Below are 16,342 nucleotides of genomic sequence, written 5' to 3' on the forward strand. Positions count from 1 at the left end.
CAGGATCTTTAACATCATGCTAGACCCCCGTTTATTTAGAAGCGACCTGGAACTGGTTGTGCAACAGCTGCAAAGACGCGGTTTTCAATTCGATGCCGCTGCCTATCAAGCCCTGGAAGACCGGCGCAAAGGTGTGCAGGTCAAAACTCAGGAACTGCAAAACGAACGCAACACCCGCTCCAAAGCCATCGGCCAGGCTAAGGCCAAGGGCGAAGACGTGCAACCCCTGCTGGATCAAGTGGCGGACTTGGGTGATCAACTGAAAGCAGCGGAAACCGAGTTAAACGACATTCAAAATCAATTGAGCGTGCTATTGGAAGGCATCCCCAATATTCTCGATGAAGCAGTACCTGCCGGTAAAAGCGATGCGGATAACCAGGAAGTGAGCCGCTGGGGCGAGCCGCGCCAATTTACATTTACGCCAAAAGACCACGTCGACTTGGGTGAGCCGCTGGGCATGAATTTCGAGCTGGGCGCGAAAATCGCCAGCGCCCGTTTCGTGGTGTTGGCCGGCAAGCTCGCGACCTTGCAGCGCGCTATCATTCAGTTGATGTTGAATACGCATATCAACGAGCACGGCTATCAGGAAACCTATGTGCCCTTTTTGGCCAATGCCGATAGCTTACGCGGCACCGGCCAATTGCCCAAATTCGAAGCCGATCTTTTCACCGTCAAAAACGATCCGACGTTTTACCTGATCCCGACCGCCGAAGTGCCGGTCACCAATATCGTCCGCGATGTGATCGTCGAGGCCAAGCAGATGCCGCTGAAATTCGTATGTCATTCGCCGTGTTTTCGCAGTGAAGCCGGTGCCTACGGTAGCGACGTGCGCGGCATGATACGCCAGCATCAATTCGAAAAAGTCGAGCTGGTGCAAATCGTCACGCCGGAGCAATCGGCGCAAGCGCATGAAGAATTGACCGCCCATGCCGAAACCATTCTGAAAAAGCTGAACCTGCCGTATCGCAAGGTGCTGCTGTGCGCGGGCGACACCGGCTTTTCATCGTCCAAAACCTACGATTTGGAAGTCTGGTTGCCGGGCCAGCAGAAATACCGCGAGATTTCGTCTTGCAGCAACTTCAAGGATTTCCAGGCGCGGCGTCTGCAAGCGCGCTGGCGCAATCCGGAAACCGGTAAGCCGGAGTTGGTGCATACCTTGAACGGTTCCGGTTTGGCAGCCGGACGCACCTTAATAGCGGTGATGGAGAATTATCAAAACGAAGACGGTTCCATCACGGTGCCGGAAGCTTTGCGGCCTTATTTGGGCGGTATCGAAAAGATTCAATAACTTACAAACAGTCAGGTCTTTGGTGGCGGTGAAATAGTTTGGATACGAAACTATCATCGGGTATTATCGCCGCCGAGGCCGTTAAATCAGTCAAAAATCAATAGTTTGCCGATTTAACAGACGCCTCGTAAATTAAAAACTATAACGAGGGGGTATTATGAGTGAAGCAAATGAAGTGCAAGGACCATCTTTGTATGAACGCATCGGCGGCGAAGCGGCGGTGAATGCCGCAGTAGATGTGTTTTACGGCAAAGTGATGGGGGATTTTCGGATCAACCGCTTTTTTGAAAGAACCGACATGGCTAAACAAGCCGAGCATTTAAAAACCTTTATGACGGTGGCTTTCGGCGGTCCCAACAACTACACCGGACGTTCCTTGCGCGACGGCCACGCTCGCTTGGTAAAAATGGGTTTGAACGACTCCCATTTCGACGCGGTCATGGAGCATCTAGGCGCGACTATGCAAGAGCTGAATGTGCCTGCCGAACTCATCGCGGAAGCCGCGGCACTGGTAGAAAGCGTTAGAGGCGAAGTGCTGGGTAAATAGAATGGGTTCCGCTACCTGTGTGCCTGCACAAATCGGGTAGCGGCTTCTCTTGCTAGATATTCAGTTTGAATTGCGTGGTTAGTTTTTGTAAGTTTTCCGCTAGCTGATTCAGCTGGCGGGCTTCGGCGGTAGTCTGATTAGCCCCGCTACTGGTGTGTTCCGACAAATTGGTAATGTGGACGATATTCCGATTGATTTCCTCCGTCACAGCCGTTTGCTCTTCGGCCGCGCTGGCAATTTGCAGGTTCATCGCGTCGATGGTTTCCACCGATTGGCTGATCGCTTCCAGGGATTGCATGGCCTCCCGAGATTTCTCCACACCTACATTAGCTTGCGTACGGCTTTGCTGCATCACAGTGACCGCTTTGCGCGATCCGGCCTGTAATTCGCCTATCATATTTTCGATTACGGCAGTCGATTCTTGGGTACGGCTTGCCAGGCTGCGAACTTCATCCGCCACTACCGCAAAACCGCGGCCGTGTTCGCCGGCGCGGGCGGCTTCAATGGCGGCATTCAATGCCAATAAGTTGGTTTGTTCGGCGATACTTTTAATCACGTCCACCAAAGAGCCTATGGATTCGCTGCTTTTTTCCAGACTTTGAATCACATTGGCAGCACCTTCGATGTCTTTAGCCAATTGGCTGATCGATAGTGTGGCGCTTGCCACTATGCTCTGACCGTTTTTTGTTTGCTCGTTAGCGGTGCTGGCCGCTTGGGCCGCCGTATTGGTGGTGGAGGCAACGTCCTGGATGGTCGCGCTCATCTGGTTCACCGCGGTCGCAACCGAGGTGATTTCTTCGCGTTGCCGGTCGAGATGAGTCGCACTTTGGTTGGCAACTGTGTAGACTTTTTGTGCCGACGTATGCAATTCGGCACTGGTATGAATGATTTCTTTCAGCAAAGCCGAACTAGTCTCTATCATGGCGTTAAAGTTTTCGGCAATCTCCCGCATTTCATCGTTGGCATCAATATGTATTCTCGCGCTCAGGTCGTTTTGGGCAACGCGCTTAGTTGCGAGGTTAATTGCGGTTATGTTGCGATTGACCGACTTGGTTAAGCCCAGCAATAGCACAATGACCACCAACAACACCCCGATTAGCCCGGCCAGCGTAAATTGTAAAAACTGTTCGGCTGCCGCGCTGCGGGTGCGAAAAAGCAGGTCGAGTTCGGCTATCAGTCCGGTGTAGAGCTGGTAAGACTGGGTGATGGCTTGGGTGGAGGTTTCGAATACTGTATCGCTACCAACAGAAATGGTTTCGCTTTCGACCAATTGCTGGCGTAATAAACCGAGCATGGTTTGCAAGGCTGTTCGGTAGTTTTCATTGGTGCCGCGCAAGTTTCGCGACACCTCGGGGTTTTCCGCAAACGCCACGGCCAAGCCTTCATCCACCTTGCGGGCATAGGTTTCTATATTAGCGATTAAGATCAACAGCTTGGTCAAGGATTGCGGTGTGTGACTACCTTTGGCGGCGATGCCGGACGCCAGCGCCCGCGTTTGCCCCATCACTTCGATTAATTCGGGCAAATCGGCCGTCAGTACGAAGCCCATATGAAAGCTATCCAGTTTGGGGTCGAGAATGATGCCGGATGTATTCGAAATATGGTTTAGTAGCTTCAAACCATCGGCAATCAACACGTTATGAGCGGTTATCACTGCACTTAACTCTTGATCCTGGGAGTGTGTTTTGATGTCGTTCCACTGTTGGCGGAGCTTGGCGAGCATGTCGTCGGTTTGCAAGGCCTCATGCAGCTCGCGGTCGGTTTTTTCCAGTTCCGCAAAATAGCCATCGATTTCTTCGCGTTTACTCGTGATGCGTTCCTTAAATTGGGTTGCGCCGTTGCGAAACGCGCTGGTCATGCCCCGATGCTGCTGAATGTGTTCGATTGGTTTTCTGAGGGCGGCGATGTAACTTAGGCCATGGCGTTCTTGCGCCAAGGAGTCGATTTCCTGTTGAAATTGTCTGATCAAGGTGCCGGCCATGAACAGCATCGGGATCAGCACGATGCTGAATAGCAGCGCAAATTTTGCGGGATAGCGCAGCCTATCCATCAAGGCGATTGCGGGCGAAATGACAAAATCCATAGTTAAGATCCTGGCGATGTTGTGGAGGCGCGTGTCTGGGCAACTATAGTTGCTTTATGTTTTTTGGAAAGTATCTAGTAAATTTAATCGGCGGCGTGTTTGTTAAGCAGTTTTATGTTCTATAGGCGGGCAATCAGCAGGATCGCCGCCGAAACGATTAAACAGCTTCCCGCCAGCCAAGCCCCTGGACGGGACGGCTTCTTCGAAACTCGCAACATGATGAGGGTTGTCAGGGAAATCAGTAAGGCCGGATACGCTATCATAATCGCCAACGCCGGCAGCGCGGTGTTTGGGCCGGCTTCTTCAAGCGTGTAATAGCTGAAGCAGCCTAAACCGGGCAGCGCTAGTATCAGCCCCAAAATCAATAATTTATGATAGAAAGCGTTCACGCTAAACAGCCTTTAGCAGGCTGGTGAAAAACCCGCCGATATTTCCCCTTACCCACGATGTTCGTGATTTTTTCGAGTTGAAATCGGTCATGACATCGAGTTTCAAGCGTTTTGCCCCGGTTTCAAGGGCTTTTTATTCGCCTGAAGCCGTCTGTGGACGGTTTTCAGGCGAACTTCACCCTAGGCGGGCGCACTCCACGCCGGTTTCGGCGTGAACACCAATAGGTTGAGCATGCGCGTCAGGTTGTAGGCGGCAAAGCAAAACAAGGCCTGACCCGCGACGTTGGCTAAGCCGATGTGACGGGTTTTGCGCAGGCCGCCGACCGTTTTGACCCAGCCAAAGGCTTCTTCGACGATTTTGCGGCGCTTGAGACTTTGGGCGTAACCTTTGCCGCGAGCGGTCCGGCCATCGACGGCACTGCCGGTCTTTTTGCGGGCCACATGGGCTTTGATGTCACGGGACTCGAGTCCGTTGACGAACGCCGCTTGGTCGTAGCCTTTGTCGGCACCGACGCTGCCACCTTGGGGCACGCGGCGTTTGATCATTTTTTGCGCGGCTTCGATTTCGGCGGTGCCGGTGGCTTGAGTGGTTTCGACATCGACAATCAGGCCGTTGCGATTCTCGGACAAGGCATGGGTGATGTAACGCAGTTTGGCCTCGGTGTATTCGCCTTTCTTGTAAAGCCGGGCTTCGGGATCGGTTGTACTTTGATGGGTGGCGTTGCTGCGCTTTTCGCCACTGAAGTCGATCTCGGGATTGCGGCCGGCGGGTTTGTCCGGGCCGCTGCCGTCTTTTTTAACGAAGCTTTTGTGCGAGGCCCAGGCTTCAATGAGGCTACCGTCGACGCTGAAGTGTTCGTCGGACACCAGATTTTGCCATTCGGCTATGGCCAGTACCCGCTCAAAAAATTCGCGACTCAGGGCTTCGGACAGCAGGCGTTCGCGGTTGGCACTGAACACTGTGCGTTCCCACACGGCGTCGTCGATGCCCAGACCGACAAACCAGCGAAACAACAGGTTGTAGTCCAGTTGTTCCATCAACTGACGCTCGCTACGGACCGTATACAGGACTTGTAACAGCAAGGCGCGCAGCAGTTTTTCAGGGGCCATCGAGGGACGGCCTGTGTGCGAGTAACGCTCGGCAAAGACGGCATCCATAGAGGCCAATACGCCATCAACCAGTAGCCGTAAACGACGCAACGGATGCTGTTTGGGAATACGGTCTTCCAGGCTAACATAGCTGAACCAGCTGTTTTGAATGGCATCGTGTCCGCGCATTGAAAGGCTCCAAATTTAGGTAGCCTATTTTAACAGTTGGCCGCTCATCTATGCCTTAGCTTACTTGGCTTTTCGAGTTTTTCACCAGCCTGTTAGTGGTTGTGTTGCCAAAAATATATAACTTGTCAAAAACCTTGATCATGGCTGGCCTGAAGTAGCGCTTCTATAGGGCGGGAAAATTTGCCTAAAGCCTGATTTATTGGATTATGATGCACTGAAACTCGCAAGATGGCGGTTATTTTTTGACCGTCTAACCCGATTTGAGGAGTAGTTATGCAATACGATTCCGGTGTTTGCCGAACATTGGTAGCTTTCAGTTTGGGTTTTTGGCTATTGCCATGCGCTGCGGCGGAACTCACTCGAGAAGGCGTTATCGCGATTATAGCCGAGGCCGGCAGTCAGCAGCCGAACTTGATCAAGAAAGACCTGTCGGGTTTGGATTTATCCGGAATCGATTTCAATAAAGCCGACCTGTTTTCCAGCAATCTTGACGGGGCAAAGCTAACGGCAGCTAAAATGGTAGGTGTCAATCTCAATCTTGCGCAGATGCGTAATGCAAATTTGCAGAATGCCGATTTATCCTATGCCAGCCTATATGGCGTACTGATGGATTATGCCGACTTATCCGGAGCGGACCTGAGCCGCAGCCGCGTCACCGGATCGCTGAACAATGTTAATTTCGCCGGCGCCAAATTAAAACAGGCCAATTTAGGTCCCAATTCGGCGAGTCCGCGGCAACTGCGCGATAAGCTGGAAATGAACAATGCGATACTGAACAATGCGGATTTGAGCGAGGCTAATTTTAATTACGCGCTGATGAGCAACACATCGCTCCGCCATGCCAATTTGAGCGGCGGCCAGTTTATCTGGGCGGACTTGTCCGGCGCCAATTTAGACGGCGCGACCATTTCCGGTGCGGATTTTAGAAGTGCCAAGTTTGATGATGCAAATTTGACTAATGTGACAGGGGCCGATACAGCCCTGGGCTTTAAAAAATGAGAGTATGGCCGGTCAGGCTGAGTTCAAGCAACAGCGCATTAAGACATTGCTGCAATCATTGCGCCGGATGTCGATAATCGCAAAGCCGACAAAGCGGGCAGCGGATAGAAGCCGGCGCAATTAATATCGGCAAAATGCGCGTCATCGGCAAAAACTAGGTTCAATTGCGATGTTAGCCGGTTGGGGACACGATACCAAGGCATTAAACCGCTCGGTTGAGCATCGACTGGGCCAGTTGCGCTGAAATCCAGCTTGCCTTGTTCATTGCAATAGGCCATTTGCGTATAGGCATTGGCAATAAAATTCAGCCGTTTCCAGCCGCGCAGTTTGGCATGCCAGCGCGACTGGTCTTGCTTGCGGTTTTCCAGAAACGCCGCGTAATTGCTTCCCGATAAAACCGATTCCACTTCATACGCAAAAGTCAGCGCCTGGCTGAAAGTCCATTCGCCGGGAATCCCGGCATGCACCAGCGTAAAATTAAGCTTGGTATCGTGATGAATCAGGCTGCGCAGTCGTAGCCATTTCAATAATTCGTCCCGGTCCGGGGCGTTAAGAATTTCATGCAAGGTATCTTCCGGGGCCAATGGCGTATAGCCCAGCGCAACGCTCAAGAGATGGAGTTCTTGTTTGCCCAATACCACAACAGCGGCTTTGCCCAGGCTTTTCACGTAACGCAGTACTTGTAAAGATTCCGGCCCGTGATTGACAAGATTGCCGGCAAACCACAGTCGATCTTCCAATGGGTCAAAGCCGATGGTGGTCAGCCGTTGCATCAGTGCTCGGTAATCGCCGTTTACGCTGCCGATGGCATAGGTAGTCATAGGTATTTAAATTCCAAAGCCAGGTCTGAACAAATCTCCGGCCATGACCAGAAGGTCAGCGCAAAGCCGGCATATTGCCTGAACCCTATCAATTTTGATGCCATTAATCTTGGCGCCGGATTTCAGCGGAAGATGATCCTGCCAACTCACTGATTATGCGTTGGAAATAGATGAAAAATCGGCAATATGCCGATGGGTTTAACTTGGTCAACCTGGTTCGTTCCCCACTAAATCCGCAGTTTTGCCGCTGAAATGTAAAGTAATCGACACGTTTTGCAGCGCTGATTAACTAAGCCCATCATTCCTGCTGGTGATATTCAGACTGTCGCTTTATTCCACAAGCCGGCAAGGAATTCACTATATGTAAAATCTATTGAATCCATAAAAACAATCAATTTTATTTACTCCAGGAGTTTGTTCACAATGGTCTCCAAGCTGGATCGGTTGAAGTTTCAATCGGAGTTCCAGTGATTTATTAACCCAGGCCGACATACCGTTCTTATCGAACGAGATGCAGAAACAGATAGGGCCGGGTTCATAACCATTATTACCAGGAGACCTATCATGAAAACCTTAAATACCATCCAATTGGCTATCGTCCTTACTGCCGCTCTTGTCTCGACAAGTGTTCAAGCACAGGGTGATCGCATCGCCTCCGGCGGCTTTTTAAATAGTTGGGTTGCTGAAGTGGTTTACGACAATCCCGCGCACAATCGCGGCATACACAGTTATCCCAATCCGCTTGCGCCGGTTGTGGTAGCGGAAAAAGATATGATTTATGTTGATAAAGCCCATGGTCAAGCTATTTACAGCTATCCCAGAAATACCAAATGAGCTCAACTCACGGCGGACGCCTTCGGGCGTCCGCCAGTATTGCCCAAATAGTCACTTCGCTGTAATGCTCACGAAAGCGGGAATCCAAGATTACCATTGAGCGAAGATAATTAAGGGCCGGGCTAAAAGAATTTTATCTTCCCGGAAACCAAGGTTTTAGGCGCGTCTAAGGGCGAGGTTGATAATCTTGAACTGGTTCAAACCAGCTGATTGGAATAAGCGCTTACAAAGCCCGTACTAATAGCACCGGCATCCACGGGCTCACCAATAACAGAAAGCCGGTAAACCAGATATCGAAGGTAGGGCGCAACGCTGGCGCTTCCAGTTGGTCGGCGGCCGGATTACTGGGGGCGAATATTAATACCAAAGCGACCAACAGCATCAGCGGTGGCGCGAACAAAAATCCGAGCAATATTCCCCAGGCCGAAGAGCCGATGTCGCGGCAGCGTTTTATCATGGCGGATACCCCGAATAAGCCGCATGCCAGGGCGATAATCAAATAGAACGGCACGGCATATTCGTCGGACGACCCGCTGGTCGTTATCTGCTGCGCATACAGGGGTAGCGCCAAAGCATTCAGCAAAGCCGGCAGGCCTAAAGCGATGTATCGAGAACGGTCGTAACGCAGCATGGTTCTATCTATTCCCTAAATTTGCAGTTAACCGGATCGCCTAGGTTAGCTCAGCGGCTGGCGATTGCCAATTTTTGTGTGTTTTTTGATGACCCCGGCACTAGGATTAGGGATTGTTTTAGTGGCTTTATTGGTTACTGCTATGGCAACCACCAGTACTGATACACTTACAGCTAACCCGCTATGAATCCGGCCCTTCAATATCGTCGCTCGTGTATTCGCGGGAATGACGATTCCAGGGAATTTAAGCGCCGGGGTAGTAAACGTACAGAAATTCAGTCGCAATCCGCCAGGCAAATGCGCAATGATCAAAAAAATCGATGTAGCTGATCTGAAGCCCAAGATGTTTATCCACGACATCAACTGCCCGTGGATAAACCACCCGTTCTTGCGCAACAGCTTTTTGATCGAATCCGCTCAAGACATCGAAAAAATCGCCGCCTACGGCATTTGCCAGGTCTACATAGACACCGCGCTCGGCCCGGATATGCCGGAAGCTCCATCCGTTCATGACATAAACCGGCAGCTTGACGAACATATGCAGCACTTGGGGCGCACGCTCAAGCGCGTGCCGCCGCCGGTTAGCGTCGAAAAAGAACGGGTAAAAGCCAAGCAAGTCTGCCGCGAAGCCAACCGTATCGTACACAACGTCCTCCAGGATTGTCGCTTGGGTAAACAGGTCGAATTGGAGCAGGTAGAGCCGGTAGTTTCCAATATCATTGATTCGATTTTCCGTAACCCGGACGCCATAGTCAGTCTGCTCAGAATCAAGCAGGCTGATAAATATACTTTTCAGCATTCCGTGGCGGTCGGCACCTTGCTGATTAGTTTTTGCAGAGCTTTGGATATAGACCGCAAACTTATCGAACAGGTCGGCCTGGGCGGTTTATTGCACGACATCGGCAAAATGCAGGTGCCGAATAACATTCTGAACAAACCTGGAAAACTGACCGAAAGCGAATTTGAGATCATGAAAAATCATGTGCGCTATGGCTGTCAATTATTGGAGAAAACGCCGGGTATTTCACCCATCACGCTCAATGTCGCAGCCGAACACCACGAATGCTACAACGGCAGTGGTTATCCACTAGGCCTGAAGGGCGATGAAATCAGCCTTTACGGGCAGATGGCTGCGGTAGTGGACGTATACGATGCATTGACTTCCACGCGGGTTTATCACACCGGCATCGAACCCACCGAAGTGCTAAGAAAGTTATTGGAATGGAGCGACCATCATTTCAATCTGACGCTGGTGCATCAATTTATTCGCAGCATCGGCATTTATCCGGTCGGCACCTTAGTACGACTGGAGAGCGGTTATTTGGCCGTCGTAGTTGAGCAACATCATGAAAACCTGCTGCATCCCCGGGTGAGAGTGGTATTCAATGCCCGGACGCGCTGCTACACACCTCCGGCAGATTTTGATCTGTCCAAACCCGGTTGTAATGATCGGATTACCTCGTTTGAGGTGCCCGCGAAGTGTGGGGTCGATCCTCAGCGCTATTTATAGCCACGGTGAAGTTGTCGTATGATTTCATGTCGCTGTATTGGGCCAATTACGCTGCCCAATACAGGTTTATGCATGTCTTGGCTGGCAATCAGCTATTCAGCTTCTATGGCTATAGGTGCGCCTGATTCATCGACTGGCTGCACAAATTCAAACAACTTGGAGCCGGTATTGATCACTTCGACGTTACCCTGAAAACCACTGCGCGCAGCAACATTTTTGCAGAATGTTCTTTTGATAAAGCCGGTCGTACATTTATTGGTGCCGTTGCTCAGATCGTCGGCAATGGTCCAGCCATCGGGACAAATAATCGTGGGAATATCGAAGGTTTTACATACCGGTTTAGGTGTGGTGCCGCCACCGGTCGGCTGGGCATGGGCAATGGCGCTGGCGCCGAACAAAACAGTGCTTAGGAAAAATAATTTTGGCGTTTTCATGTGATACCTCTTCGATGATGATCATTGATCAAGCTCCCTGGGATTTGGGGTGGCATGAAGAATCCCTTTCGAAGAGGAGGTTAAGATTTAGGCGCGGGTTTTGATATGAACTATTCCATCCAGTTCGGCGGCATTAATTCACAGCTATAGCCTGCGCTATTGGATTTATTTGAGCACCTATTAGGCTAAGCACAATCTTGCTGCCAATCATTGATGATCTGACATATCTGGGCCAAACCATCGCTAAGTGCCGCCGGTCCTGGCTGTAAAATATCGCAAGATTTAATTTCGTAGACCCGCTGTTGCTGCAGAGCGGGAATGCTATCCCAACCGGGGCGGGCAGCCAGATGATCCGGGCGGAATTTTTTACCGCACCAGGAGCCAATGATAATGTCCGGCGCGCGCCTTACCACTTCCTTAGGATCGGCGATGATGCGCTGTTTGGCGGAGTGTTGGGTGGACAGTTCGGCAAAACAATCCTCGCCACCGGCGATGCCAATCAACTCCGATACCCAGCGAATACCGGAAATCATCGGCTCGTCCCATTCTTCAAAATACACTTTCGGACGTTTGGCAAAACTCAGGCTGTGCAGGCGGGTGGTTTCCAGTTGCTGCCGGTACTGCGCCACCAGCGTAGCGGCTTTTTCCGGGACGCCGACCATCGCGCCCAGCAAGCCTATCATCTGCAAAATACCGTTGACTGAGCGTTGATTGAACACATGCACAGCAATACCGTTACGGATTAACTCCGCCGCAATCTCAGCTTGCAAATTCGAAAAGCCCAGCACCAAATCCGGCTGTAACGCCAGAATTTTGTCGATTTTGGCGCTAGTAAACGCCGAGATTTTGGGTTTTTCCAGGCGAGCCTGCGCTGGTCTGACCGTATAGCCGGAAATGCCGACGATCCGGGCTTGCTCACCCAGCAAATACAAGGTTTCGGTGGTTTCGTCGGTTAAACAGACGATGCGTTCGGGGTAGTCCATAGGGTCATCCAAATTAGGTCAGCAGAGGCTTTACACCAATTTCTATCGGCCAATAAAAACCGCCTAACAGCGTAAGCCGAAAGGCGGTGTCATCGGCTCAGAATGCTTTACGGTTTAGCTGGCTTTGATCAAGCTAGGATCGTAATCTTCCGGTGCTTCAAAACCCAGCAGATTCAAAATAGTCGCAGCCACATTAGACAAGCCGGCTTTTGGTAAATCGTCGCGGAGTGTGTGGCCAGAATTTTCCCCGGATACCAACACAAACGGCACCGGATTCAATGTGTGCGAGGTTTTGGCCTTGGTGCGGCCTTCGGCGTTGCGGGTGACATTGCCTTTTTTATCCAGCTCGTACATTTCATCGGCATTGCCGTGGTCGGCGGTGATGATCGCCGTGCCGTTCATCTCCAAAATCACCGGAATCAGACGTGCCAGTTGCAGATCCAGGCCTTGCATTGCCGTCACTGCCGCTTCGAAATTGCCGGTATGGCCGACCATGTCGCCGTTGGCGTAATTGACCCGCAGATATTTGTATTGGCCGCTACGCACCGCGTCGATCAGGGTGTCGGTGATCTCGGCGCATTTCATCCAGGGCCGTTGTTCGAAAGGCACTACATCGCTGGGGATTTCCACATAGGTTTCGGAGGCTTCGTCGAATTTGCCGGAGCGGTTGCCGTTCCAGAAATAGGTCACATGGCCGAATTTTTGGGTTTCGCTGATGGCGTATTGGCTGATGCCGTTTTTGGCTAAATATTCGCCCAACGTGCGGTCAATGGTGGGCGGCTCGACCAGAAAGCGCGGCGGCAATTTGGTGTCGCCGTCGTATTGCATCATGCCTGCGTAAGTCACTTTCGGCAGCGGGCCGCGCTCGAATGGGCTGAATTGTTCTTCGATAAAGGCGCGGGAAATTTCGATCGCCCGGTCGCCGCGAAAATTGAAAAACACCACCGCGTCGCCGTCGACGATAGTACCCAGCGGCTTGCCGTCTTTGGCAATGACAAAGCCGGGCAAATCCTGGTCGATGACATTGGTTTCATTGCGGAAAGTTTCGATGGCTTCGTGGGCGCTGGCAAATTGCCTGCCCAAACCCAGCACGTGGATGTCCCAGCCGCGTTTGACCATGCTCCAATCAGCTTCGTAGCGGTCCATCGTGATTTGCATACGACCGCCGCCCGAGGCAATAGCCACATCAAAATCCGCGCCGCGCAAGCCGTCCAGATAAGCTTCGAACGGATCGACGTACTCTAATGCAGACGTTTCCCCCACATCGCGGCCATCCAGCAAAATGTGGATACGCACTTTAGCCACGCCTTCTTGCTTGGCTTGCTCGATCATCGCTTTCAAATGGTCTATATGCGAATGCACGTTGCCGTCGGAAAACAATCCAAGGAAATGCAAAGTGCCGCCTTGTTTGGCGGTAGCGACGACCTCGTGCCAGGCTTGGCCTTGCCAAAGGTGGCCGCTGCTGATGGATTCGGCGACTAATTTTGCGCCTTGCGCAAACACCCGGCCGGCGCCGAAGGCATTGTGGCCGACTTCGCTATTGCCCATGTCTTCGTCGCTGGGCATGCCCACTGCGGTGCCGTGTGCCAGCAGTGTGGTCATCGGGTAGTTGGCCATGTAACGGTCCAGATTCGGGGTGCGCGCGGCTTTAACCGCGTCGCCGTCTTCACGTGGCGAAATACCGACGCCATCCAGGACGATGGTGACGACAGGACCGGAGCAGGCGGGAAAACGGGAAGATTTTTCTAGTTTCATGGTGTTATTTCAGTGATTGGTACGTCAGAAGTTAAAAGAAACAGGGGTTGGCGATTTCGATTTGTGTGACGGCTGAGTGGTCAAAATGCCCGACATCATACCTGATCGGCGACGTTCAGCAGGGCGCGTCATTTAGTGATTGATCTGCGGATGCCTTGCTTTGCAAATAATCATCGCGCTTAATGTTAATTTCTCTGCCAGAGCCATCTCGGATTTGCCTTGGATATACAAAACGATTCTAACGGTTGCCGATGCAATGTGGAACCCTTGTGCTAAGTATTTCGTTCGAACTAAAGATCGAAAAAAATCCGTGCATTTCAAATCCACTTTGTCACATCAGCGAGCGTACAATTTAAACCATCACGCTATTTACCTAGATTGCATTCATCAGAAAGGTGCCGTCATGAACATCGCCCAACCGCAAAACCCGCTTGAACCCTTGCTGGAAAATGGCTGCTATTTTGAATATACCCAAGCCGCCGATCCGCTTGGCTCCGGCGCTATCACCAAACTGCCGTTCGCCAATTTCGGCAGCGAATTGCATCAAACCGGCGGCACCCGGATTATCCCGCTGGATGTCAGCGAGCAATTGCGTTGTCCCGGTCCGGCCACCAGCCCGGCGCTGTGCGCGAACTTTGTCAGAATTCTGACCGGCGAATCGCTGGCGACTAATTTCAATGCCACCTCGCTGTTGTTTTACGTCATGTACGGCAGCGGCCAAACTGAATTCGATGACCTGACCATCCCCTGGCAAACCGGTGATTTTGTGGTTCTGCCGGTGGGCAAGGATATTCGACATTTTGCCGACAGCGATGCAGCCTTTTATTTGGTGCACGACCAGCCGCTGTTGACTTATCTGGGTGTGACAGCCGATAGACAATGCTTTAAACCGACGCTTTATACCGCAGAGGATTCGCTGCGTGAGTTGGCCGCAGCACAAAAAGCGGCGGAGACGGTGAATCGCAACCGCATCAGCGTGTTGCTGGCCAACAAAGCCATGGACCAAACCCTGACCGTCACTCACACCCTCTGGGCGATGCTGGGCGTGCTGCCCAAAGGCGCGGTGCAATTGCCGCATAGGCACCAATCGGTGGCCTTGGATTTGATTCTGGATTGTGCGCCGGGTTGTTACACCCTGGTCGGACCGCAGATTTCGGCAAACGGCCAGATCGTCAATCCCACCCGCGTCGATTGGCAACCTTATTCCGCTTTCATCACTCCGCCGGGCTATTGGCATGCGCATTACAACGAGTCCGGCAAAGAGGCGTATTTGCTTCCGCTACAGGACGCCGGCTTGCAGACGTATTTACGGAGTTTGGATATTAAGTTTGTGTTGCCGGATGGGAGTGTTTCGAGGTGAGTTTACGAATCGCAAGGTTCGCGAACGATGCGGTACACGTTGTTTACCGCATCCTACGGGCTTGGAACCGCTTAACTAAGGGGGCATAAGTCAGTTACCATTTTTTTCGCTTTGCCGGCGGAGAAGTACCTCTACAATCAAGTTTCGCTGGCTCATTGTCATTTGGTACTGTAGTTCCATTAGGCAGAGGTACCCAGCCATGATAACAATATCGCGCGGCGTGCTTATGAGCATGCTCTCATATTCTTGGATACCGTTAGGCAGAGCACAGATATGTATTAGCTCAGACCTGATCTGACAGTTACCGTTTTTGCGGGGTGTCTGTCAGATTAGATTTGGTTCAGATTTTTTTGAGCCCAAATCTGTTTTCCATCCAGCAAGGTATCCATCGGCGTTCTGCCGTTGCACATTCTGCCCTGATGAGTTCGGTCATTGTTGTAATAAACCAGCCATTCGTCCAGATCTTTTTGGAGTTCATCCAGGTCGCTATAGAGCTTTTTGCGGAACGTGACCTGATAGAACTCCTGCAAGATGGTCTTATGGAAGCGTTCGCAAATCCCATTGGTTTGCGGTGACATGGCCTTGGTTTTGGTATGGTCGATGTCGTTGATCGCCAGGTATAGCTGATAATCATGCTGTTCGACCTTGCCACAATATTCTGTGCCGCGATCCGTCAGAATGCGTAGAACGGGTAATGCGTTGGCTTCGTAGAACGGCAATACTTTGTCATTCAGGATATCCGCTGCGGTAATGGGCGTTTTGGTTGTATACAACTTGCAGTGTGCGACTTTGCTGTAGGTGTCCACGTAAGTCTGCTGGTATATCCGCCCAACCCCTTTGAGGTTGCCGACGTAAAAAGTATCCTGCGAACCCAGGTAACCGGGATGGGCTGTTTCGATTTCGCCGCAGGCTTGATCATCCTGCTGCTTTTTCTCCAACGCCGCAATCTGCGCATCGCTCAGCATTAACCCTTCGGCGGCTACCTTGGCTTCCAGTGCTTTAAGCCTCTTTTTAAAGTTCTCCAGGTCATGCCGTAACCAGATGGAGCGAACGCCGCTGCCGGATACGAATACCCCTTGTTTACGCAGTTCATTACTGGTTCGATGCTGTCCATGCGCTGGCCACTCAACCGCATAGGCTTTCACTGCCAGCTCAATGCTTTCATCGACGCGATTCTTCAGATTCGGAGACCGGCGGTTTTTGTCGATTAAGGCATCAATGCCACCTTCGGCTACCAGCTCTTGATAACGATAAAACGTATCGCGCGAGACACCCATCACCTTGCAGGCTCTGGAGACGTTATTCAGTTCTTGGGCTAAATTTAACAGCCCCGCTTTGTGTTTAATGATCGGATTGTTTGTATGGATCATGAGAGTTACCTTTTGTGTTTTGTGTAAGGATTCGACACCCCTATCAAAACCGGTAACTCT

At 51.5% G+C, this 16,342-nt stretch carries 15 protein-coding genes; 6 read left to right on the top strand and 9 right to left on the bottom strand.

The annotated features are described in order from the left end of the window. Positions 1 to 16: 16 nt before the first annotated feature. Together serS and ACH5Y9_RS24095 are read left to right on the top strand one after the other, a co-directional pair. Positions 17 to 1,288 (top strand): serine--tRNA ligase, encoded by a 1,272-nt coding sequence (serS, locus tag ACH5Y9_RS24090; protein WP_445367866.1) that lies wholly within the window; start codon positions 17 to 19, stop codon positions 1,286 to 1,288. 157 nt (positions 1,289 to 1,445) lie between these two features. Further along, a complete protein-coding gene (locus ACH5Y9_RS24095; RefSeq protein WP_171697483.1) occupies positions 1,446 to 1,835 on the top strand; it encodes a group I truncated hemoglobin in 390 nt (129 codons plus the stop codon). A gap of 52 nt (positions 1,836 to 1,887) precedes the next feature. Here ACH5Y9_RS24095 and ACH5Y9_RS24100 read toward each other — a convergent pair whose 3' ends face one another. The 3 genes from ACH5Y9_RS24100 to ACH5Y9_RS24110 form a co-directional block, all read right to left on the bottom strand. Then, positions 1,888 to 3,918 carry a methyl-accepting chemotaxis protein gene (locus ACH5Y9_RS24100; protein ID WP_445367867.1) on the bottom strand — a complete coding sequence of 677 codons (2,031 nt, stop codon included), beginning with the start codon at positions 3,916 to 3,918 and terminating at the stop codon, positions 1,888 to 1,890. Between the two features lie 119 nt (positions 3,919 to 4,037). Then, the gene (locus ACH5Y9_RS24105; RefSeq protein WP_033157811.1) at positions 4,038 to 4,307 is read right to left on the bottom strand and encodes a hypothetical protein; all 270 of its coding nucleotides are present in this window, start codon (positions 4,305 to 4,307) and stop codon (positions 4,038 to 4,040) included. A gap of 180 nt (positions 4,308 to 4,487) precedes the next feature. Continuing rightward, on the bottom strand, positions 4,488 to 5,585 hold the full coding sequence (locus ACH5Y9_RS24110) for an IS5 family transposase (protein ID WP_445367868.1): 1,098 nt from the start codon (positions 5,583 to 5,585) through the stop codon (positions 4,488 to 4,490). Positions 5,586 to 5,858: 273 nt separating this feature from the next. Between ACH5Y9_RS24110 and ACH5Y9_RS24115 the strand changes: the two genes are divergently transcribed. Next, positions 5,859 to 6,584, top strand: a complete 726-nt coding sequence (locus tag ACH5Y9_RS24115) for a pentapeptide repeat-containing protein (RefSeq protein ID WP_171697485.1) — start codon at positions 5,859 to 5,861, stop codon at positions 6,582 to 6,584. 38 nt (positions 6,585 to 6,622) lie between these two features. Here the strand turns inward: ACH5Y9_RS24115 and ACH5Y9_RS24120 are convergent, their stop codons facing one another. Continuing rightward, on the bottom strand, positions 6,623 to 7,405 hold the full coding sequence (locus tag ACH5Y9_RS24120; RefSeq protein ID WP_445367869.1) for a symmetrical bis(5'-nucleosyl)-tetraphosphatase: 783 nt from the start codon (positions 7,403 to 7,405) through the stop codon (positions 6,623 to 6,625). A gap of 564 nt (positions 7,406 to 7,969) precedes the next feature. Between ACH5Y9_RS24120 and ACH5Y9_RS24125 the strand changes: the two genes are divergently transcribed. Further along, positions 7,970 to 8,239 carry a hypothetical protein gene (locus tag ACH5Y9_RS24125; protein WP_033157813.1) on the top strand — a complete coding sequence of 90 codons (270 nt, stop codon included), beginning with the start codon at positions 7,970 to 7,972 and terminating at the stop codon, positions 8,237 to 8,239. Between the two features lie 223 nt (positions 8,240 to 8,462). On the opposite strand, the gene ACH5Y9_RS24130 is transcribed toward ACH5Y9_RS24125, so the two are convergent. Beyond that, positions 8,463 to 8,870 (bottom strand): DUF805 domain-containing protein, encoded by a 408-nt coding sequence (locus ACH5Y9_RS24130; protein WP_445367870.1) that lies wholly within the window; start codon positions 8,868 to 8,870, stop codon positions 8,463 to 8,465. Positions 8,871 to 9,174: 304 nt separating this feature from the next. Between ACH5Y9_RS24130 and ACH5Y9_RS24135 the strand changes: the two genes are divergently transcribed. Further along, positions 9,175 to 10,380, top strand: a complete 1,206-nt coding sequence (locus ACH5Y9_RS24135; protein ID WP_445367871.1) for an HD-GYP domain-containing protein — start codon at positions 9,175 to 9,177, stop codon at positions 10,378 to 10,380. A gap of 92 nt (positions 10,381 to 10,472) precedes the next feature. Here ACH5Y9_RS24135 and ACH5Y9_RS24140 read toward each other — a convergent pair whose 3' ends face one another. The 3 genes from ACH5Y9_RS24140 to gpmI form a co-directional block, all read right to left on the bottom strand. Continuing rightward, positions 10,473 to 10,814, bottom strand: a complete 342-nt coding sequence (locus ACH5Y9_RS24140; RefSeq protein ID WP_033157816.1) for a hypothetical protein — start codon at positions 10,812 to 10,814, stop codon at positions 10,473 to 10,475. Between the two features lie 185 nt (positions 10,815 to 10,999). Continuing rightward, positions 11,000 to 11,797: a cobalamin-binding protein gene (locus ACH5Y9_RS24145; protein WP_445367872.1), complete on the bottom strand. Its 798-nt coding sequence runs from the start codon at positions 11,795 to 11,797 to the stop codon at positions 11,000 to 11,002. Positions 11,798 to 11,911: 114 nt separating this feature from the next. Continuing rightward, positions 11,912 to 13,552 (bottom strand): 2,3-bisphosphoglycerate-independent phosphoglycerate mutase, encoded by a 1,641-nt coding sequence (gene gpmI, locus ACH5Y9_RS24150; RefSeq protein ID WP_445367873.1) that lies wholly within the window; start codon positions 13,550 to 13,552, stop codon positions 11,912 to 11,914. Between the two features lie 403 nt (positions 13,553 to 13,955). On the opposite strand from gpmI, the gene ACH5Y9_RS24155 reads away from it, so the two are divergent. Then, complete coding sequence (locus tag ACH5Y9_RS24155) at positions 13,956 to 14,912, top strand: cupin (protein ID WP_445367874.1); 957 nt, start codon at positions 13,956 to 13,958, stop codon at positions 14,910 to 14,912. Positions 14,913 to 15,241: 329 nt separating this feature from the next. On the opposite strand, the gene ACH5Y9_RS24160 is transcribed toward ACH5Y9_RS24155, so the two are convergent. Beyond that, positions 15,242 to 16,282, bottom strand: a complete 1,041-nt coding sequence (locus ACH5Y9_RS24160) for an IS481 family transposase (protein WP_205450216.1) — start codon at positions 16,280 to 16,282, stop codon at positions 15,242 to 15,244. Positions 16,283 to 16,342: the final 60 nt, after the last annotated feature.

The organism is Methylomonas sp. BW4-1 (assembly GCF_052474385.1).

Excerpts from the sequence above, each read along its gene's own strand:
- ACH5Y9_RS24095 (WP_171697483.1), top strand. The coding sequence starts at position 1,446 with ATGAGTGAAGCAAATGAAGTGCAAGGACCATCTTTGTATGAACGCATC.
- ACH5Y9_RS24145 (WP_445367872.1), bottom strand. The coding sequence starts at position 11,797 with ATGGACTACCCCGAACGCATCGTCTGTTTAACCGACGAAACCACCGAA.
- ACH5Y9_RS24135 (WP_445367871.1), top strand. The coding sequence starts at position 9,175 with ATGATCAAAAAAATCGATGTAGCTGATCTGAAGCCCAAGATGTTTATC.
- ACH5Y9_RS24160 (WP_205450216.1), bottom strand. The coding sequence starts at position 16,282 with ATGATCCATACAAACAATCCGATCATTAAACACAAAGCGGGGCTGTTA.
- ACH5Y9_RS24110 (WP_445367868.1), bottom strand. The coding sequence starts at position 5,585 with ATGCGCGGACACGATGCCATTCAAAACAGCTGGTTCAGCTATGTTAGC.
- serS (WP_445367866.1), top strand. The coding sequence starts at position 17 with ATGCTAGACCCCCGTTTATTTAGAAGCGACCTGGAACTGGTTGTGCAA.
- ACH5Y9_RS24120 (WP_445367869.1), bottom strand. The coding sequence starts at position 7,405 with ATGACTACCTATGCCATCGGCAGCGTAAACGGCGATTACCGAGCACTG.
- gpmI (WP_445367873.1), bottom strand. The coding sequence starts at position 13,552 with ATGAAACTAGAAAAATCTTCCCGTTTTCCCGCCTGCTCCGGTCCTGTC.
- ACH5Y9_RS24125 (WP_033157813.1), top strand. The coding sequence starts at position 7,970 with ATGAAAACCTTAAATACCATCCAATTGGCTATCGTCCTTACTGCCGCT.
- ACH5Y9_RS24100 (WP_445367867.1), bottom strand. The coding sequence starts at position 3,918 with ATGGATTTTGTCATTTCGCCCGCAATCGCCTTGATGGATAGGCTGCGC.
- ACH5Y9_RS24115 (WP_171697485.1), top strand. The coding sequence starts at position 5,859 with ATGCAATACGATTCCGGTGTTTGCCGAACATTGGTAGCTTTCAGTTTG.
- ACH5Y9_RS24140 (WP_033157816.1), bottom strand. The coding sequence starts at position 10,814 with ATGAAAACGCCAAAATTATTTTTCCTAAGCACTGTTTTGTTCGGCGCC.
- ACH5Y9_RS24130 (WP_445367870.1), bottom strand. The coding sequence starts at position 8,870 with ATGCTGCGTTACGACCGTTCTCGATACATCGCTTTAGGCCTGCCGGCT.
- ACH5Y9_RS24155 (WP_445367874.1), top strand. The coding sequence starts at position 13,956 with ATGAACATCGCCCAACCGCAAAACCCGCTTGAACCCTTGCTGGAAAAT.